The sequence below is a fragment of the Stutzerimonas stutzeri genome (assembly GCF_051028275.1).
Classification (GTDB): Bacteria; Pseudomonadota; Gammaproteobacteria; order Pseudomonadales; family Pseudomonadaceae; genus Stutzerimonas; species Stutzerimonas stutzeri_AS.
Genome location: NZ_CP069269.1, coordinates 2,917,685 through 2,937,429 on the forward strand (window position 1 = coordinate 2,917,685; position 19,745 = coordinate 2,937,429).

Annotated in this window: 18 protein-coding genes; 5 read left to right on the forward strand and 13 right to left on the reverse strand. The window is 57.1% G+C overall.

Going from position 1 to position 19,745, the window contains the following annotated elements; translation table 11 throughout:
* The first annotated feature begins 159 nt into the window (after positions 1-159).
* Positions 160-675 carry a DUF2062 domain-containing protein gene (locus JQR87_RS13465; protein ID WP_407296290.1) on the forward strand — a complete coding sequence of 172 codons (516 nt, stop codon included), beginning with the start codon at positions 160-162 and terminating at the stop codon, positions 673-675.
* A gap of 8 nt (positions 676-683) precedes the next feature.
* On the opposite strand, the gene JQR87_RS13470 is transcribed toward JQR87_RS13465, so the two are convergent.
* The 3 genes from JQR87_RS13470 to JQR87_RS13480 are packed head-to-tail and all read right to left on the reverse strand — an operon-like array spanning position 684 to position 3,884.
* Positions 684-1,931, reverse strand: a complete 1,248-nt coding sequence (locus JQR87_RS13470; RefSeq protein WP_407296288.1) for a lipoprotein-releasing ABC transporter permease subunit — start codon at positions 1,929-1,931, stop codon at positions 684-686.
* Positions 1,931-2,629 (reverse strand): lipoprotein-releasing ABC transporter ATP-binding protein LolD, encoded by a 699-nt coding sequence (gene lolD / locus JQR87_RS13475; RefSeq protein WP_407297704.1) that lies wholly within the window; start codon positions 2,627-2,629, stop codon positions 1,931-1,933. Before lolD ends, JQR87_RS13470 begins: the two co-directional genes overlap by 1 nt.
* 7 nt (positions 2,630-2,636) lie before the next feature.
* Positions 2,637-3,884: a lipoprotein-releasing ABC transporter permease subunit gene (locus JQR87_RS13480; RefSeq protein WP_407296286.1), complete on the reverse strand. Its 1,248-nt coding sequence runs from the start codon at positions 3,882-3,884 to the stop codon at positions 2,637-2,639.
* Between the two features lie 97 nt (positions 3,885-3,981).
* Here JQR87_RS13480 and JQR87_RS13485 point away from each other — a divergent pair, with 97 nt between their 5' ends.
* The 3 genes from JQR87_RS13485 to JQR87_RS13495 are packed head-to-tail and all read left to right on the forward strand — an operon-like array spanning position 3,982 to position 5,567.
* A complete protein-coding gene (locus JQR87_RS13485) occupies positions 3,982-4,554 on the forward strand; it encodes a PilZ domain-containing protein (RefSeq protein WP_407296283.1) in 573 nt (190 codons plus the stop codon).
* 3 nt (positions 4,555-4,557) lie between these two features.
* Positions 4,558-4,845 (forward strand): phosphodiesterase, encoded by a 288-nt coding sequence (locus JQR87_RS13490; RefSeq protein WP_407296281.1) that lies wholly within the window; start codon positions 4,558-4,560, stop codon positions 4,843-4,845.
* A complete protein-coding gene (locus JQR87_RS13495) occupies positions 4,842-5,567 on the forward strand; it encodes a glycerophosphodiester phosphodiesterase (protein WP_407296279.1) in 726 nt (241 codons plus the stop codon). The genes JQR87_RS13490 and JQR87_RS13495 overlap by 4 nt, the downstream gene beginning before the upstream one ends.
* 109 nt (positions 5,568-5,676) lie before the next feature.
* On the opposite strand, the gene sthA is transcribed toward JQR87_RS13495, so the two are convergent.
* The 10 genes from sthA to JQR87_RS13545 form a co-directional block, all read right to left on the reverse strand.
* The gene (sthA, locus tag JQR87_RS13500) at positions 5,677-7,071 is read right to left on the reverse strand and encodes a Si-specific NAD(P)(+) transhydrogenase (RefSeq protein ID WP_407296277.1); all 1,395 of its coding nucleotides are present in this window, start codon (positions 7,069-7,071) and stop codon (positions 5,677-5,679) included.
* Between the two features lie 170 nt (positions 7,072-7,241).
* A complete protein-coding gene (gene nqrM / locus JQR87_RS13505) occupies positions 7,242-7,472 on the reverse strand; it encodes a (Na+)-NQR maturation NqrM (protein WP_407296274.1) in 231 nt (76 codons plus the stop codon).
* Positions 7,469-8,491 (reverse strand): FAD:protein FMN transferase, encoded by a 1,023-nt coding sequence (locus JQR87_RS13510; RefSeq protein WP_407296272.1) that lies wholly within the window; start codon positions 8,489-8,491, stop codon positions 7,469-7,471. Before JQR87_RS13510 ends, nqrM begins: the two co-directional genes overlap by 4 nt.
* Position 8,492: 1 nt before the next feature.
* Positions 8,493-9,719 (reverse strand): NADH:ubiquinone reductase (Na(+)-transporting) subunit F, encoded by a 1,227-nt coding sequence (gene nqrF, locus JQR87_RS13515; RefSeq protein ID WP_407297702.1) that lies wholly within the window; start codon positions 9,717-9,719, stop codon positions 8,493-8,495.
* 12 nt (positions 9,720-9,731) lie between these two features.
* Positions 9,732-10,340 (reverse strand): NADH:ubiquinone reductase (Na(+)-transporting) subunit E, encoded by a 609-nt coding sequence (nqrE, locus tag JQR87_RS13520; protein ID WP_407296269.1) that lies wholly within the window; start codon positions 10,338-10,340, stop codon positions 9,732-9,734.
* Complete coding sequence (locus tag JQR87_RS13525; protein WP_407296267.1) at positions 10,340-11,014, reverse strand: NADH:ubiquinone reductase (Na(+)-transporting) subunit D; 675 nt, start codon at positions 11,012-11,014, stop codon at positions 10,340-10,342. The genes nqrE and JQR87_RS13525 overlap by 1 nt, the downstream gene beginning before the upstream one ends.
* The gene (locus JQR87_RS13530) at positions 11,011-11,799 is read right to left on the reverse strand and encodes a Na(+)-translocating NADH-quinone reductase subunit C (protein WP_407296265.1); all 789 of its coding nucleotides are present in this window, start codon (positions 11,797-11,799) and stop codon (positions 11,011-11,013) included. The genes JQR87_RS13525 and JQR87_RS13530 overlap by 4 nt, the downstream gene beginning before the upstream one ends.
* Positions 11,792-13,003, reverse strand: a complete 1,212-nt coding sequence (locus tag JQR87_RS13535) for an NADH:ubiquinone reductase (Na(+)-transporting) subunit B (protein ID WP_407296263.1) — start codon at positions 13,001-13,003, stop codon at positions 11,792-11,794. The genes JQR87_RS13530 and JQR87_RS13535 overlap by 8 nt, the downstream gene beginning before the upstream one ends.
* A gap of 3 nt (positions 13,004-13,006) precedes the next feature.
* Entirely contained in the window at positions 13,007-14,344 is a 1,338-nt protein-coding gene (locus tag JQR87_RS13540) for a Na(+)-translocating NADH-quinone reductase subunit A (protein WP_407296261.1), read from the reverse strand.
* A 323-nt stretch (positions 14,345-14,667) separates the two neighbouring features.
* Positions 14,668-16,119, reverse strand: coding sequence for a glyceraldehyde-3-phosphate dehydrogenase (locus JQR87_RS13545; RefSeq protein ID WP_407296258.1), 1,452 nt, complete (start codon positions 16,117-16,119; stop codon positions 14,668-14,670).
* A 160-nt stretch (positions 16,120-16,279) separates the two neighbouring features.
* Between JQR87_RS13545 and mfd the strand changes: the two genes are divergently transcribed.
* Positions 16,280-19,726 (forward strand): transcription-repair coupling factor, encoded by a 3,447-nt coding sequence (gene mfd, locus JQR87_RS13550; protein ID WP_407296256.1) that lies wholly within the window; start codon positions 16,280-16,282, stop codon positions 19,724-19,726.
* The last annotated feature ends 19 nt before the right edge of the window (positions 19,727-19,745 follow it).

Genomic DNA, 19,745 nt, shown 5'->3' on the forward strand with positions numbered 1-19,745 from the left:
CAGCGGCTCGACACTTCGACGCATCGAACGCTGAGTCACCGTGATCTAGCCGACGTCCTGTCGGCCTTCACAGTGTAGAATTTATGTCACAAAGTCATCTCAGCGACGAGTCTCGTTTCAGGCATAATCTGACGCGCTCCATCCCGCCAGAGAATCTTCATGCCGCGTCGCTTTTTCAAACGCTACATGCCGCACCCCGACCGCATAAAGACACATAAGTCCCTGCGGTTTCTCGGCACGCTGATTCACGACCCCAACCTGCTCCATCTCAATCGGCACTCTGTATCCAGAGCGATGGCGATCGGCTTGTTTTGGGCGATGATTCCTATGCCTCTGCAGATGCTGGCGGCTGCCGTATGCGCCATCCCGGCCAGGGCAAACTTGCCGATTGCGGTTGGCCTCGTATGGCTGACCAATCCACTGACGATGCCGCCGGTTTTCTACTGCAACTACAAGGTGGGTGCCTGGCTGATGGACACCCCGGTCTCGCCTATGCCTATGGAGCTAAGCCTTGCCTGGGTGCGACAGATGTTGAACAGCCACTGGCAACCGCTGTTTCTCGGCTCATTCGTTGTAGGCATCGTGGTAGCGATACTTGGCTATATCGCTACACAGAGCTACTGGCGCTGGTGGGTAGGCCGGAGTTGGCGCAAGCGGCAGTTGAGCCGTCGCTGACCCGCCCCCTATTCGTAGCGTAGCGCTTCAGCTGGCTGAGTTTGCGCAGCGCGCCAAGCCGGATAAATCGTTGCCAGAAAACTGAGGACCAGTGCCGCAAGAATGACCAGCACAACGTCTTCCAGACGCAACTCAGATGGCAGGGTGTTGATGAAATAGACGTCCGAACTGAAGATGTGCTGGCCGGATACTCTTTCCAGCCAACCCACAAGCGCGCTGACATTGATCGCACCGAGCACACCCAGCACGGTGCCGATCAGCGTACCGGTCAGTCCAATGATGCTTCCCTGGACCATAAAGATCGACATGATCTGACGAGGCGTCGCCCCAAGGGTTCGCAAGATCGCAATGTCAGCACGCTTGTCAGCCACGACCATGATGAGCGTAGCGATGATATTGAACGCAGCGACCGCCACGATCAGCAACAGTAAAAGACCGATCATGGTCTTTTCCATCTTCATGGCGCTGAACAGGCTGCCCTGCGTCAAGGACCAATCCTCGCCACGGTAGCCGTCACCCAAAGTCGTCACCAGCTGACTCGCCACTTCAGGCGCACGGTAGAGGTCCGCCAGCTTCAACCTCACGCCTTCGACCTGTTCTGGTTCCCAACGCAAAATCCGAGCGGCATCGGCTCGGTGAATCATTGCCAGACTGCCATCCAGCTCCGCACCGACCTTGAAAACGCCGACTACATTCAAGCGCTGCATCCGCGGCGTGATGCCGCCTGGCGCATCACTGAGTTCCGGCACAATCAATGTCAGTTTATCGCCGAGCCTTAAACCGAAACGGCGTGCAGTCATCAGGCCAATGATGACGCCGGACTCGCCGGGCTTGAGGTCATCGAGGCTGCCGGCAACCATCTTTGAGCCAAGGATGGATACCCGCCCTTCCAGATCTGGATCAATACCGTTGATTTCGATCGGCTGCATCAAACCCCTATGGGAAAGCATGCCCTCGAGCTGCGTGATCGGCGCAGCGCCCAGTACATCGGGCTGCTTGTCCAGCCGCGCAGAAACCGACCGCCAATCATCCAAGGGACGACCCTCACCGGCGACCACCGCATGCGGCACCATCCCGAGAATCCGGTCACTCATCTCACGCTGGAAACCATTCATCACCGAAAGCACGATGATCATCGCCAGGACGCCCAGGGCCAGTCCGATCATGGAGGTCAGCGAGATAAATGAAATGAAATGATTGCGCCGTTTGGCCCGCGTATACCGGGCACCGATGAAAATGCTGAGCGGCCTGAACATCAACCTGCCACCAACTGGCCATCTTCGAGCCGCAGGATGTGATCCATCTGTCGCGCCAGTTGCGGATCGTGAGTAACAACGAGGAAGGCTGTGCGCAACGAACCACTCAATTCCAGCATCAAGTCCTGGATGCCTTGGGCCGTATGGTGGTCGAGGTTGCCGGTAGGCTCATCGAGCAATACCAGCGCTGGTCGGTTAGCCAGTGCTCGGGCGATCGCCACGCGCTGGCGCTCGCCACCGGACAGCTCGGAAGGTTTATGGGCGAGCCGATGACCAAGCCCTACCCGCTTCAGGAGCTCACTTGCACGCTCTCGCGCTTCGGGTATCGGCGTCTTGCCGATCAGCAACGGCATGCAAACATTCTCTAGTGCGCTGAATTCAGGCAGAAGATGGTGGAATTGATAGACGAAACCGAGCGCGCGATTGCGCAGCAGGCCGCGGTCCTTTTCGCTGAGCGCCGACAGTTCTTCCCCAGCCAGCCATACGCTTCCCTCGCTGGGTGTATCGAGCCCGCCAAGCAGATTGAGCAACGTGCTTTTGCCCGAGCCTGACGTGCCCACGATGGCGACCCGCTGACCTGGAAACAACTCCAGCTCGAGCCCGGACAACACACTGACCGACTCGGGGCCCTGTTCGTAGCGCTTGCCCAGGTTGCGGCAGCTCAGTACCGCGCTGTCATTCGCAGACCGTTCATTCATAACCAGTTCACTCATATCGTAACGCCTCGGCCGGTTGAGTCCTGGCCGCACGCCATGCAGGGTACAGGGTGGCGAGAAAGCTCAGAACGAGCGCCGCGGCGCAGACCTGAACCACATCAGCCGTCATCAACCGAGACGGCAGGTAGTCGATGAAATAGACATCCGCGCTTAGAAACTTGTGTCCGACAAGACGCTCCAGCGCTGCGATCCAGCTACTGATGTTGAGCGCCGCAAAGATGCCAAGTAATGCACCCACCAACGTTCCGACCACGCCGATCACGGTGCCCTGGACCATGAAGATCGCCATGATCTGACGCGGCGTTGCACCAAGCGTTCGCAAGATCGCTATGTCCCCTCGCTTGTCAGTTACAACCATGACGAGCGTTGAAATGATGTTGAAAGCCGCCACCGCGACGATGAGCAATAGCAATAGACCGATCATGGCCTTTTCCATGCGGATCGCTTGGTAAAGGTTGCCGTGGGTGCGGGTCCAATCGCGGGAATAAAAATCGTCGCCCAGCTGGCCGGCCAGCTCCCAGGCCGTACGCGGTGCCTGGAAGAGGTCGCCGAAGCGCAAACGTAGTCCTTGGACCTGGTCCGGCGTCCAGCGATGTAAACGAGCGATATCCGAAATGTTGGCCATTGCCACGTAGCCATCAATCTCGCCAGCGCCCACATGGAAGATCCCGCGTACCGTGAAACGCTTCATACGGGGAAACACGCCGGCTGGCGTGACAGTCACCTCAGGGGCTACGAACGTGACCTTGTCGCCGACCCCTACACCTAACGTTTTGGCCGCCTTGTCGCCAATAACGATGCCGAACTCGCCGGGCGCCAGCACGCTCAATTCGCCTTCACGAAAGAATTGCCCCACGATGGACACTTGCGGCTCGATAGCTGGATCAACGGCGTTGATCAGCATCTTGGTGACCTGTCCGCGATGGGTGAGCAGGCCCTGCATTTGGATGAAAGGCGCGACTGCAGCCACTTCAGGATGTTTAGCAAGACGATTGCCCAGATCTTGCCAGTCGTCGATTGGCGTCGGGCTTTCGATAGTTGCGTGCGGCACCATGCCCAGCACACGGCTACGCATTTCATGGTCGAAACCATTCATGACGGACAGGACGACGATCATTACGAGCACACCGAGTGCCAGTCCGATCATGGATGTGAAGGAAATGAAGGAGACGAAGAGACTGCGACGTCTGGCGCGTGTGTAGCGCGCCCCGATAAACACGGACAGCGGTCTGAACATAAATCGTTGGGTTCGCTTTCGCTGGCGGGGAATAACAAGAATAACGATGCCAGGCGGCCTGATACACTCAAGCCATTACTGCAGCCCAGGGACCGATATGGCCACAGATGACACCGACAATCGACGCGAATACTATCGTATCGAAGACATGATCGCACTGGAAATCCTGCCGGCGGAACCTGCCGAAACATTATCAGCTAGCGGTTCAGTGCAGCTGTTCCAGCTTCTTGGCGAGCTGCACCAGCTGGATTTCGAAGCGCAACATCTGCTGCGTCAGATAGCCGAAAGCAACCGCACACTGGCCAGCTATCTGAAGGTGCAAAACAAGCGTATCGATTTGATTGGCCAAGCGCTTACGCAGGGCTTGTTGAGCGATATCGGGCCAGTACGCAAAGTGATCTTGTCGGAAGGAGGTATCAGCTTCGTCAATGAAGCTCCGTTTGACGAGGGCTCAACCTGGAGGCTCAAGCTTGCGCTCTTGCCTCAAGGTCTTGGCATGTTGCTGACCGCGCGCATATCGAGTTGCCAAGCGCTTGATGATGGGCAATTTTCAATCGGCACATCCTTCGAAGCGCTGACTGATGCACAACGGCAATTGCTCGCTCGGCATATCCTGCAGAAACAGGCTCTAGAACGACGCCTGGCCCGTGAAAGTCTGCAAGGAACCTAATCGATGCGCCCGTTTTTGTTGTTGCTTTTGACCCTCAGCGTAAACGCTTCGGCACAGGCCGAAGTAATAAGAATTCCAGTCGGTCAGCAAGGCCTGACCGATGTCGCTCTACCGAACCGTGGCGATGCGAAGCTCGATGTGCTGGATCGTTTTGGCCTCGCCGATCAGGAGCATGCTCCAGTGGGTCAACCACAAATCACTCGCTGGGATTACCGTGAGTTTTCCGTTTACTTCGAGGGTAACCAGGTAATCAACAGCGTTGTTCATCTTCAGCAACGGAGTCAACCGTGACGCTAATCTACGGTCATCGCGGGGCTAAGGGCGAAGCGCCCGAAAACACACTCGCTGGATTCAAGCAGTGCCTCGATCATGGCGTCCACCGCTGCGAATTGGATTTACACCTATCAAAAGATAGTGAGTTGATGGTTATCCATGACCCGACTCTCAAACGCACCACAGGGCGGCGCGGCAAGGTGGTAGAGCATGACGCACAGGAGCTGACTCGGTACGACGCGCGTTATGGCGGCCCCTCCTGGAAACAACCTTGCCCTATCCCGCGTTTGTCGGAGCTGTTTGAACAATGCGACTTCGAGCATTGGCAGCTGGAAGTGAAAAGCGCTTCGCGGGTTCGCGCAGCACGTTCTGTGCTGGCAATCAAAGCGCTGGCTGAACGTTATGGCCTGCTTGACAAAGTCACCGTCACCTCAAGCTCGAGGGAAGTACTGCGCGCGCTGAAGCGGCTGACGCCTGAGCTATCACGCGGGCTCGTCGCAGAGTACGCCTGGCTTGACCCATTGAAGGTAGCCAAACAGTACGATTGCGAGCTGCTGGCATTGAAGTGGACGTTGTGCACACCCGAACGGATCGCGAAAGCCCAGCAGGCAGGCCTTCATGTATCGGTATGGACGGTAAACGAACCAGCGCTGATGCGTCGGCTGGCAGACTTCGGGGTCGACAGTCTGATCACTGACTATCCCGGCCTGGCCGTTACGACGCTGCGCACCCCAAGGTAAGGCCGCCACAGACGACGGCCTATTTGCTGCCCTCAAAAGCTTTCCCGATTTGGCCAACGCCAGTTTCGGGTATCCTCTCCGACCGGCTCAGGCCACCGGTCGGAGCCGCTCAAAAAAGGCGGTTGAGCCCATCAAAAGCTGCGACACGGTACGCTTCAGCCATGGTCGGGTAGTTGAAGGTCGTATTGATGAAATACTTGATCGTGTTGGCCTCGCCAGGCTGGTTCATGATCGCCTGGCCGATATGTACGATTTCCGACGCCTGATACCCAAAGCAGTGCACGCCGAGCACAGCCAACGTCTCGCGATGGAACAGAATTTTCAACATACCTACCGGTTCGACTGAGATCTGTGCCCGAGCCATGCTCTTGAAGAAGGCCTTACCTACTTCGTATGGCACTTTCGCCTCGGTCAGCTCACGCTCGTTCTTGCCGATCGAGCTGATTTCCGGAATGGTGTAGATACCTGTGGGCACGTCGTCGACAAAACGCCAGCTGTCGTTGTCCACGATGCTACCCGCTGCCGACCGCCCCTGATCGTAAGCAGCACTTGCCAGAGATGGCCATCCAATCACGTCGCCGGCTGCGTAAATGTTGCCGACTTCGGTGCGGTAATGCTCATCAACCTTAATCTGACCGCGGCTATTGACCTTGAGCCCGATGTTTTCCAAGGCAAGCTTGTCGGTATTGCCGGTTCTCCCGTTACACCAGAGAAAAGCATCCGCCTTGATCTTCTTGCCGGACTTGAGATGCAGAATGACCCCATTGTCCACGCCCTCCACTCGCTCGTACTCCTCGTTATGACGGATCAGTACGTTGTTGTTGCGCAAGTGGTAGCTAAGCGCATCGGAAATCTCATCATCAAGGAAGCTGAGTAGCTGATCGCGGTTGTCAATCAGATCGACCAACACGCCGAGCCCGCTGAAGATGGACGCGTATTCGGACCCAATTACGCCTGCACCATAGATGATCAAACGGCGCGGTGTATGGCTCAAGGTCAGAATGGTGTCGCTGTCATAGACACGCGGATGCGAAAAATCGACATCAGCGGGACGGTAAGGGCGTGAGCCAGTCGCGATGATGAACTGGTTGGCCACCAGCTTTTCGACCATACCGTTGGCGCTTACCACTTCAACTGTCTGCTCGTCTGCGAAACTGGCAGTTCCAAAAAAGATATCGATGCGGTTGCGGGCGTAGTAGCCGGTACGAGATGTCACCTGCTTGGCAATTACACGCTCAGCACTCTTCAGAACGTCCGGAAACGAAAACCAACGAGGCTCGCCAATCTGGCGAAACAAGGGGTTGGTATTGTATTGCATGATCTGCCGAACCGAGTGGCGCAGCGCTTTCGAAGGGATGGTACCGAGGTGAGTCGAGTTGCCCCCAACATGCGGTCTGCTGTCAACCACGGCTACTTTGCGACCAGCTTTGACGGCATTCATTGCCGCACCTTCGCCGGCAGGGCCCGAGCCCAACACCACCACATCGTAATTGTAGACAGCCATAATCACCCCAAAACACGCAGCAGGCATCGCCTGCTACTGTTAACGAATTCAATCCGAAACGTGGTGCAACACGCCAGCGTGACCCAGGATCTTGGCAATAAAGCCTGCACCTGTAGGCGGGTTGCAACGCTATTTACCCTAGCGTTGATAGCGCGGGCTACCGCTAGGTATCAGTGCTTGGTTGCGTCGTAAGCGAGTTCTGTCCGTGCGCCTTGGCCTGCTTGATCATTCACCTCCTCACACTTTTCTCGGCTACCGCCACAGATCGAGCACTCCTTTTCGATCCCGAGATTGGCGATGCCGCCACAGGACCCAGCGATTGGTTTGCGGCCCATGATGACCCCAATGGACATGCCGAGTACCACCAACAACATGACGACGAAAACAATTAACCAGGTCATTTTTCTGCCTCCTCACCAAAGAGTTCATCGAACGCCTCAGTGCTTTTGCTGACGAACCCCTGCCCTTCGCGAATGACGAAGAACGCTGCAATATCATGCGCCTGCGCATATGCAAGACCGCGATCTTGCCCCATGACCATCAATACCGTCGACAGCCCGTCAGCACGCAACGTGGAGCGGTCGAAGACCGTAACAGCTGCCAACCGGTGATCAATGGGAGCACCTTTTTGTGGGTCCAGTGTATGCGAGTAACGCTTGCCGTCCCGTTCAAAATAGTTGCGATAGTCGCCCGAGGTAGACACTCCGTAGCCGTCTAACTCGACCACTCGCTGAGCGACACGCTCGTTGTCATGCGGGGCTTCGATTGCGATACGCCACGGCGAGCCATCGGGCTTGCGACCCGCAGCGGTGAGTTCTCCAGTAATCTCAACCAGATAACTCTCGATGCCGGATTTCTTCAAGTGAGCTGCCACAGCATCAACCGAATACCCGGCCGCAATACCGTTGAAATCGACTTCGACAGCGGCATCTTTACAAAGCTGTTCGCCTTCGATCCGTAGATGTCTGTATCCGACATTCCGTTTTGTTTCGGCAATCTGCTCTTCTGTCGGTACCTGCTTACCGTCTCCTTTTGGTCCGAAACCCCACAAATTGAGCAGCGGCTCTATAGTCAAATCGAATGCGCCATCGCTTTCTTGCGATAGTCTCTCGCCTGCCTGAATCAGCTCGCGCACGCCCTCTGGCACGACCATGCAAGCACCCGCAGGAAGGTCATTGAACGTCTCGATGACCGAATCGGCACGGTAGGTCGACATTTGCCGGTCGACCTCCTCAAGGATTTCTTCCGTCCCTTTCTGCAGCTGTTCTAGCGAAACCCCATCTCGGGCCACGTACTTGACCGTATAGGTGCTGCCCTGAGTCGGCCCACTGAAGCTTTGAAGCTTATCCTCAAACAGACAGCCCGTCAGGGCTGTCGCTAGAGCGACAACGAAGACGGGCTGTAGTAATGCTTTATGCATACTAGCCGCCGAAGTCGTCGAGCAGGATGTTCTCCGGTTCCACGCCTAGATCGGTCAGCATCTTGATCACCGAAGCGTTCATCATCGGCGGTCCGCACATGTAGAACTCGCAGTCTTCAGGTGCAGGATGGTCCTTCAGGTAGTTCTCGTAGAGGACGTTGTGGATAAACCCAGTCGGCCCTTCCCAGTTGTCTTCCGGTTGCGGGTCGGACAATGCCAGATGCCACTCGAAGTTGTCATTCTCGGCCTGCAACTGGTCGTACTCTTCAACGTAGAAAGCCTCACGCATCGAGCGTGCGCCATACCAGAAGCTCATCTTGCGCTTAGACTTCAACCGCTTCAGCTGGTCGAAAATGTGCGAACGCATCGGCGCCATGCCAGCGCCCCCACCTATGAACACCATTTCTGCATCGGTGTCCTTGGCGAAGAATTCGCCGAAGGGTCCATACACTGTCACCTTGTCACCAGGCTTCAAACTGAAGACCCAGGAAGACATCTGGCCGGGCGGCAAATCATCCCGGCCGGGTGGTGGCGAAGCGATACGAATATTGAACTTCACCAGCCCAACTTCCTCTGGATAGTTGGCCATGGAGTAGGCACGAATCACTGTCTCTTGGACCTTCGATACATACTTCCACTGGTTGAACTTGTCCCAGTCGCCGCGATACTCCTCCTGGATATCGAAGTCTTTGTAATGGACCTCATGAGGCGGGCATTCCAGCTGTACATAACCCCCTGCGCGGAAATCGACGTTCTCACCCTCGGGCAGCTTCAAGGTCAGTTCCTTGATGAAGGTCGCCACGTTGGGGTTGGACAGTACAGTGCATTCCCATTTCTTGACGCCGAAGACCTCTTCCGGCACTTCGATCTGCATGTTCGCCTTGACCGGAGTCTGGCAAGACAGGCGCCAGCCTTCACCCGCCTCGCGACGGGTAAAGTGTGACTCCTCGGTCGGCAGCATCTCGCCGCCACCGCTCTCGACGATGCACTTGCACTGGGCACAGGTGCCGCCACCGCCGCACGCAGAGGAAAGGAAGATGTTGTTGGCCGCCAGCGTCTGCAGAAGCTTACCGCCAGCAGGTACCGTGATGGTGCGTTCGCCGTTTATTTCGATGCTCACGTCGCCGCTGGAGACCAGCTTGGCGCGCGCCGCCAGAATAATCATCACCAGCGCGAGTACGATGGCGGTGAACATGCCGATGGCAAGGAAAATTTCGTAACTCATCAGTTCATCCCGTCCTTACAGCTGTACGCCAGAGAAAGACATGAAGCCCAGCGACATCAGTCCGATGGTGATGAAAGTAATCCCGAGGCCTTGCAGACCGTCTGGCACATCGCTGTACTTTAGCTTCTCGCGAATGCCTGCAAGCAAGGCGATGGCGAGCGCCCAGGAGAGTCCCGAACCCATGCCATAGACCACACTTTCTGCCAGGTCGTAATCGCGCTCGACCATGAACAGCGTGCCACCCATGATGGCGCAGTTCACGGTGATCAACGGAAGGAACACGCCCAACGCGTTGTAGAGACTGGGCACGTATTTGTCGAGGGTCATCTCCAGAATCTGCACGATCGCCGCGATCACACCGATGTAGCTCAGCAGACCGAGGAAGCTCAGGTCGACTTCAGGCAAACCAGCCCATGACAGCGCACCGGCCTTCAGCAGGTATGTGTAGATCAGGTTGTTGGCCGGAACCGTGATGGCCTGCACCACGATGACCGCAATACCCAGGCCGATAGCTGTTTCGACCTTCTTGGAAATGGCAATGAACGTACACATGCCGAGGAAGAACGCCAGGGCCATGTTCTCGATGAACACGGCGCGGACGAACAGGCTGATGTAATGCTCCATTAGTAAGCCTCCTTATTGGAGACCTGAGGCGCCATCTTGAACGACGGCTTCTCGACCTGATCCCGTTTCCAGCTACGAATGCCCCAAATGAACAGACCAATCAGGAAGAAGGCTGACGGCGGCAACAGCATCATGCCGTTCGGCACATACCAGCCTCCGTCGTTTACGATCGGAAGAATGGTGTAGCCCATCAGCTTACCAGCGCCAAAAAGCTCCCGAAGGATCCCAAGCGCAATCAGCATCGCGCTGTAACCCAAGCCGTTACCCAGACCGTCAAAAAATGACAGCATCGGTGGGTTCTGCATCGCGAACGCTTCAGCACGTCCCATGACGATACAGTTGGTGATGATCAGTCCAACGAACACCGAAAGCTGCTTTGACAGCGAGAACGCATAGGCCTTCAGGACCTGATCAACCAGGATAACCAGTGACGCAATGATCACCATCTGCACGATCATCCGGATGGAGCCAGGAATCTGGCTGCGGATCATCGAGATGAACAGGTTGGAAAACGCCACAACCAGTGTCAGCGCGATGGACATCACCAACGCCGTCTTCAGATTGGAGGTAACTGCCAACGCCGAACAGATACCGAGGATCTGCAGGCCGATGGGGTTGTTATTGAAGACCGGATTGAACAGGACTTCCTTAATAGTAGGTTGCGACATACTCAAGCCTCCCCAGCGCGCAGGTTAGCGATAAAAGGACCGAAGCCGTTTTCACCGAGCCAGAAATGCAACAGGTTGTTGACCCCGTTGCTGGTCAACGTCGCACCAGCAAGCGCGTCGACCCTATAATCAGCTTTCGGGCTCTGCGGATCGACTCCACCTTTGACGACCTCAATCGCCAGCTCACCGTCCTCGTTGAACAACTTCTTCCCTTCCCAGAGGCTGCGCCACTTGGGATTGTCCACCTCTCCGCCCAGACCCGGCGTCTCACCGTGCTGGTAGAAGCCCAGACCGGCTACGGTGTTCAGGTCTTCCTGAAGGGCCAGGAAACCATAGAGCGTCGACCAAAGGCCGTAGCCACGCACGGGAAGCACCAAGGTGTCCAACTCGCCATCGGTTTCGACGATGTAGACCACGCTGTACTTCTCACGGCGCTTGATCGAGGCGATGTCCTGTTCTGGAGGCAGTGCGTCGGACAGTTGTGGATCCTTTGCAGCGACCAGCGGATCGAAGTTATTCGGATCGAACTCGTCACTGAACTTGCCAGTTTCGAGATTGACCAGCTTGGCAACGATGCGTTCTTTATACAGCGCTTTGACCTCGGCGCCAGACATCCCTGCCTCACCAAGCCCGGCAATCGCCAGGATACTGCGCTGCTTATCGAGCTGACGGTTTTCAAGCTGTGTCGGGCGTAGCGCGACAGCAGCGCCTGCTACGAATACCGAGCACACCAGGCAAACCAACAGGGCCACTGTCAACGTGCGGACAGTGGATTCTTTTTGACTAGACATTACGTGCCAGCCTCCGCTTGATATTGGCCTGAATGACAAAGTGGTCAATCAAGGGTGCACAAAGGTTGGCGAACAAAATCGCCAGCATCATGCCCTCGGGGAAGGCCGGGTTGACTACACGGATCAGCACCACCATAACGCCGATGAAGATGCCATAGACCCATTTACCGGTATTGGTCATCGCTGCCGACACGGGGTCGGTGGTCATGTAGATCAGGCCAAAGGCGAAACCACCCACAACCATATGCCAGTACCAAGGCATCGCGAACAATGGATTGCTATCCGAGCCGATGAAGTTGAACAGCGAGCTCAGGGCGATCATGCCGATCATGGTGCCTGCAACGATACGCATCGAAGCGATCTTCGTCAGAAGCAGCACCGCACCGCCGATGAAAATGGCCAGAGTACTGGTTTCACCCATCGAACCATGGATAGTGCCGACAAACGCGTCCATCCAGGTAATGCCGCTCTCTACGACATTTTCGATGCCACCTGCAAAGCCCAGACTCAGCGCGGTAGCGCTGGCATAGCCGTCAACTGCTGTCCAAACAGCGTCGCCAGACATCTGTGCCGGGTAGGCAAAGAAGAGGAAGGCACGACCGGTCAAAGCTGGATTGAGGAAGTTCTTACCCGTACCGCCGAAGATTTCCTTGCCAATCACGATACCGAAGCTGATTCCCAGCGCGACTTGCCAAAGCGGGATGCTTGGCGGCAAGGTCAGCGCAAACAGCACGGAAGTGACGAAGAAACCTTCGTTGACCTCGTGTTTGCGAATCGACGCAAACAGTACTTCCCAGAACCCGCCAACGATGAAAGTCACCGCGTAGACAGGCAGGAAATAGGCCGCTCCTTGGATAAAATTATCCCAGGCGCTGGTCGGGTCGAAGCCTGCAAGCGCGCTGACCAACGCGAACTGCCAGCCCTGCTGCGCAGCAAGCAGATCCGGACTTTGCGCATAGATCAGGTTGGCCTGGTAGCCGGTATTCCACATACCGAAGAACATCGCCGGAAAGGTGCAGAGCCAAACGGTAATCATCATCCGCTTCAGGTCGATACCATCGCGTACGTGAGCCGTGGTCTTGGTGACGCTGCCGGGACGGTAAAGGAACGTGTCCGCCGCTTCGTAAAGCGCGTACCACTTCTCGTACTTGCCGCCCTTCTCGAAGTTGTGCTCGATCTTGTCGAGGAATGCGCGAATGCCCATGCCTTAACCCTCCTTCTCAATACGGGTCAAATTGTCTCGCAGGATCGGGCCGTACTCGTACTTGCCGGCACAGACGTAAGTACACAACGCCAGGTCTTCCTCATCGAGCTCAAGGCAACCAAGCTTCTGGGCAACCTCGGTATCACCAACGATCAACGACCGCAGCAGTTGAGTCGGCAGAATGTCCAGCGGCATGACTTCTTCATAGTTGCCAACCGGCACCATGGCGCGAGGGCTGCCGTTGGTTGAGGTGGAAAAAGCGAACTTCTTACCACCCATCAGCTTGGAGATATAGATATTGAGGATCGAGTGCTTGTCGCTACCGGCACGCAGGTAATGCAACATTTCCCGCTCCCTGCCTTCACGCAGGCAGGACACTTGCTGGTGATAACGACCGAGGAAGGCAAAAGCGCCATGTGCCGTACGGCCACCCAAGACAGACCCGGACACGACACGGTTTGCGCCAGGCTGCAGCTCGCCAGCGGTCAGCTCATCGAGATTGGCGCCCAGACGAGTACGCACAAGGCGAGGCGTTTCGACGACCGGGCCGGCCAACGAAACCACACGCTCGACCGATAGCTTACCGGTGAGAAACAGCGCACCGATCGCGATCACGTCCTGGTAGCCGATCGTCCACACGCTTTTGGTGGTGCTAACCGGGTCAAGAAAGTGAATGTGTGTACCGGCCAGACCGGCAGGGTGCGGACCGGCGAAGCTTTCAGTCTGAACATTCGCTATCTGTTCGCCAGGCAGCGAAGCACCTTCGGCTTTGCACAGAAAAACCTTGCCCAGATTGCCGAGAACCTTGAGTCCCGCTTCGAAATCTGATGCACGCTCATGGATGATCAATGCCGGATCGGCAGCCAGCGGATGAGTGTCAATGGCCGTTACGAAGACCGAACTGGGAACGGCATCGATCGAAGGCACTTTGCTATAAGGACGTGTGCGCAACGCAGCCCATAGACCAGCCTGCTGCAGATTTTCACGCACCTTTTGGTCACCCAGCCCTTCCAGCTCAGCACTGCCGTACTGGTTGAAAGTCAGCTCTTCAGTGCCTTCCAGATCGATGACGACCGATTGCAGGACGCGCTTTTCGCCACGATGAACCGCGGCGACTACACCTGCGCCAGGGGCGGTGAAATGAACGCCCGGTGTCTTCTTATCCGAAAACAACACCTGGCCCAACTTCACCCGATCGCCGACCTGCACTTCCATGGTCGGTTTCATGCCCGGGTAATCAAACCCTACTACGGCGACGCTTCGCACGGGCTTTCCAGCCTCGATACGCTGCGCCGGCGCACCTGCAATGGGCAAATCTAGCCCACGTTTTATATTGATCATCGGCTCGCCTAACCACTGATTTTAAAAGACTTTTTTTACGGGCCCAGCGATTTAGCTGAAGGTCGGATTACACGACGCGCGCTGAAAAGTCATCAGCGCGGCGCTTTGCCACGGGCCCAGGTAGAAATCCGCCCGATTATAGAGGCCGCAACCCGTGACTGACCACCCAAGGTCTTCCAAATTTTTGACTAAAGACAAGCGGTCATCCGCAACCGACTATTGACGCTCCGACCGCAAGCGCATCGGCCGGGACATTCTGAAGGTGCCGTAAATACGAAAAACGGGAGCCGAAGCTCCCGTATTTTTCAACGCTGTACGCTGTCTTAGCGTGGGAACGCAGGCGGGTTAACGCCCGCCATATCTTCCATTACACGTACTACCTGGCAGCTGTACCCGAACTCGTTGTCATACCAGACATACAGTACGACACGGTTGTCGCTGCAGATCGTCGCCTCGGCATCGACCACGCCTGCATGCCGCGAACCGACGAAATCACTTGAAACAACCTCTTGCGAATTGACGAAGTCAATCTGCTTCTGAAGATCCGAGTGCATGGCCATCTGGCGCAGGTACTCGTTGATCTCTTCGCGGCATGTCGCCTTTTCCAGGTTCAGGTTGAGAATCGCCATGGAGACGTTCGGCGTCGGGACGCGAATGGCATTACCCGTCAGCTTGCCCTTGAGTACCGGCAGCGCTTTTGCAGCAGCGGTTGCAGCACCCGTTTCGGTGATGACCATGTTCAGCGCGGCGCTACGTCCACGGCGACTTCCTTTGTGGAAGTTGTCGATCAAGTTCTGGTCGTTGGTATAGGAATGCACGGTCTCGACATGACCGTTGACGATGCCGTACTGATCGTTGACTGCCTTGAGGACCGGCACGATTGCGTTGGTGGTGCAGGACGCGGCTGAAACGATTTTGTCATCAGCCGTGATCTCGCCATGATTGATGCCATGAACGATGTTCTTCAGCTCGCCTTTTCCAGGCGCAGTCAGCACCACTCGGTCCACGCCTGGGCACTTGAGGTGCTGGCTCAGACCTTCGGCATCGCGCCATTTGCCGGTGTTGTCGACCAGCAGGGCGTTTTCTATTCCGTATTGCGTGTAATCAACCGAGGCAGGATCGTTGGAATAGATAACCTGGATCAGATTGCCGTTGGCAGTGATGGTGTTGTTTTCGGCATCGATATGGATGGTGCCTTCGAACGGACCATGTACCGAATCGCGACGCAGCAGGCTGGCACGCTTGATCAAGTCGTTTTCAGCACCCTTGCGCACAACGATGGCACGCAAACGCAGACCATCGCCGCCACCTGTCTTCTCGATCAGGATGCGGGCCAGCAAGCGACCGATGCGACCGAAACCATACAGCACCACGTCGGTGCCCTTGTGAACGCCTGTGGTGTTGCGCTTGCCAGCGACCTCAGCCAACTCGTCACGCACGAACTGATCAAGGCTGCGGCCGTTACCCTCGGCCTTGAACTTCGCCACGACCTTCCCCAGGTCGACCGAAGCGGCGCCCAGGTCCATCTGGCTCATGGTGGTTAGGATCTGATGGGTTTCATTGACGCATAGCTCGGCTTCGTCTGCCTGACGGTGGCGAGCGAAACGATGCGCCTTGAGCAGTGCAATGACCGAACGGTTGATCAACCCACGGCCATAGATGGAAGTCACCACGTTGTTGTTACGATACAGCTGACCAATCAGCGGAATCATCGCTTCGGCGAGGGCTTCTCGATCAATCCATTCACCAAGACACTGGTCGGGCTTCTGAGTCACGGGGCAGTTCCTTCCAACATGTAGGGGCTGAGAAAAAGGGCTACATTATGCCGGCGCACCCTAGCGCCGGCAATCTGTGCAGCCGAAACACTGACAGCGTCCCGCGCGGATAGTTACAATCCTGGCGGTCCATTTTTTCAGACCGGAGCCACGCCCACTCGTGTCCGTATTGCGCCTTCCGCCCATGCCTGCCGCCAGCGGCAAGCAAACCTGGGGCAACCTTCCTGGAGCCGCGTTGAGTCTGGCCATTGCCGAAGCAGCCAGCAACGCAGATCGATTCACGCTTCTTCTTACTGCTGACAGCCAGAGCGCCGAGCGCTTGCAGGAAGAGCTTGCCTTCTTTGCGCCTGACTTGCCTGTTCTGCACTTTCCAGACTGGGAAACGCTGCCCTATGACGTGTTTTCACCCCATCAGGACATCATCTCCCAGCGAATCGCAGCGCTTTATCAGCTGCCGGAACTGACCCACGGCGTCCTGGTAGTTCCCATCACAACAGCGCTACACAAACTGGCCCCGAAGCGGTTTTTGCTTGGTTCCAGCCTGGTGCTGGATGTCGGCCAGACGCTTGACGTCGAGCAGATGCGTGCGCGCCTCGAGGCCGCCGGCTACCGCTGCGTCGATACGGTCTACGAACACGGCGAGTTCGCCGTTCGTGGCGCGTTGATCGACCTGTTTCCGATGGGCAGCCCTCTGCCCTACCGCATCGACTTGTTCGACGACGAGATCGAAACGCTGCGCACCTTCGATCCTGAAAACCAGCGGTCAATCGATAAGGTTGAATCGATCCGCCTGCTACCGGCTCGCGAATTCCCGCTGAAAAAGGAGTCAGTCACCGGGTTTCGTGCGCGCTTCCGCGAACGCTTCGATGTGGATTTCCGCCGCTGCCCGGTCTATCAGGACCTCTCCACCGGGATCACGCCCGCCGGGATCGAATACTACCTGCCGCTGTTCTTCGACGAGACGTCCACACTGTTCGATTATCTGCCGAAGGACACCCAAGTCTTCTCGCTGCCGGGTATCGAACAGGCTGCGGAGCACTTCTGGAAAGACGTCCGTACTCGCTACGAAGAACGTCGCGTCGATCCGGAGCGGCCACTTCTGCCACCAGCAGAATTGTTCATGGCCGTCGAGGATTGCTTCGCTCATCTGAAGCTCTGGCCACGTGTTGTGGCCAGCAAGGATGATGTGGAGAGCGGCATCGGCCGTGAACGCTTCGCCGCCAGTCGCTTCCCGGAACTTGCGATTGACGCCAAGGCCAGCGAACCACTCGGCGCGCTTCGCCGGTTCCTCGACGGATTTCCCGGTCGCGTGCTCTTCACTGCCGAGTCAGCCGGACGCCGGGAGGTCCTGCTGGAACTATTGGCTCGCTTGAAGCTGCGCCCGGTGGAGGTATCGGGCTGGCCTCAGTTCGTCGAGAGCGGCGAGCGCCTGGCAATCTCGATTGCACCGCTGGACGACGGTTTGCTGCTGCAAGATCCGGCTATCGCACTCATTGCCGAAAGCCCGCTGTTTGGCCAACGCATTATGCAGCGCCGCCGTCGGGAAAAAGGTCGCGACGCCGGCGAAAACGTCATCAAAAACCTTACCGAGCTGCGTGAAGGCGCGCCAGTGGTTCACATCGATCACGGTGTCGGTCGTTATCACGGCTTGGTCACGCTGGAAATCGAAGGCCAGGCCGCCGAGTTCCTCATGCTGCAGTACGCAGAGGACGCCAAACTCTACGTACCGGTTTCCAGCCTGCACCTGATCGCCCGCTACACCGGCAGCGATGACGCACTGGCTCCACTGCATCGGCTGGGCTCGGAAACCTGGCAAAAAGCCAAGCGAAAGGCAGCTGAACAGGTCCGCGACGTTGCAGCCGAACTGCTCGATATCTACGCCCGCCGCGCTGCGCGAGAAGGCTACGCCTTCGAAGATCCGCAGCTTGATTACGAAACCTTCAGCGCCGGCTTCCCGTTCGAGGAAACGCCGGACCAGCAGGCCGCCATCGAAGCCGTGCGCAACGACATGTTGGCACCTAGGCCAATGGACCGTTTGATCTGTGGCGACGTGGGCTTCGGCAAGACCGAGGTGGCCATGCGAGCCGCCTTCATCGCGGTACATAGTGGCCGCCAGGTTGCCGTGTTGGTGCCCACCACCCTGCTCGCCCAACAGCATTACAACAGCTTTCGAGACCGTTTCGCTGATTGGCCGGTACGCGTCGAGGTAATGAGCCGCTTCAAATCTTCCAAGGAGATTCAGGCGGCTGTGGATCAGCTGGCCGAAGGCAAGGTGGACATCCTAATCGGCACGCACAAGTTGCTGCAGGACGATGTGAAGTTCACCAATCTCGGGCTTGTGATCATCGACGAAGAACACCGCTTCGGGGTACGCCAGAAGGAACAGCTCAAGGCGCTGCGCAGCGAAGTGGACATCCTGACCCTAACCGCCACGCCGATCCCGCGGACACTCAACATGGCTGTCGCGGGCATGCGCGATCTGTCCATCATCGCCACGCCACCTGCGCGTCGACTCTCTGTGCGCACATTCGTGATGGAGCAGCAGAACTCGGTCATCAAGGAGGCGCTGCTGCGCGAGCTGCTGCGTGGCGGTCAGGTCTATTACCTGCACAACGACGTGAAGACGATCGAGAAATGCGCCGCTGATCTCGCCGAACTGGTGCCGGAAGCGCGCATCGGGGTAGGCCATGGCCAGATGCGCGAGCGTGAGCTCGAACAGGTGATGGGCGACTTCTACCACAAACGTTTCAACGTGCTGATCGCCTCGACGATCATCGAGACGGGCATCGACGTGCCGAGCGCCAATACCATCATCATCGAGCGAGCCGACAAGTTCGGTCTGGCCCAGCTGCATCAGTTACGGGGCCGGGTCGGTCGCAGTCATCACCAGGCGTATGCCTACCTGCTGACGCCGCCGCGTAAGGCCATGACGCCCGATGCCGAAAAGCGGCTTGAGGCCATCGCCAACGCACAGGATCTCGGTGCTGGTTTCGTATTGGCTACTCATGATTTGGAGATTCGCGGCGCGGGCGAGCTGCTCGGCGACGGCCAGAGCGGACAGATTCAGGCCGTCGGCTTCACCCTCTACATGGAAATGCTCGAACGGGCAGTCAAGTCCATTCAAAAAGGGGAACAGCCGAACCTCGACCAACCGCTGGGCGGCGGTCCCGAAATCAATTTGCGCGTGCCTGCGCTGATACCGGAAGATTACCTACCGGATGTGCATGCACGTCTGATCCTTTACAAGCGCATCGCCAATGCTGCCGATGAAAATGGCCTGCGGGAACTGCAGGTGGAGATGATCGATAGGTTCGGACTACTGCCCGAGCCGGCCAAGCATCTGGTCCGGCTCACCTTGCTCAAGTTGCAGGCTGCCAGCCTCGGTATCACCAAGATCGACGCCGGGCCTCAAGGCGGGCGTATCGAGTTTGCTGCCGACACCAGCGTCGACCCGATGGTGCTGATCAAGATGATCCAGAGCCAGCCCAACCGCTACAAGTTCGAAGGCGCCACCATTTTCAAGTTTCAGGTGCCTATGGAGCGTGCCGAAGAGCGCTTCAACACCCTTGAAGCGCTACTCGAACGTTTGTCTGCGGACAAACCGTAACGATGGCGATGACGCACGT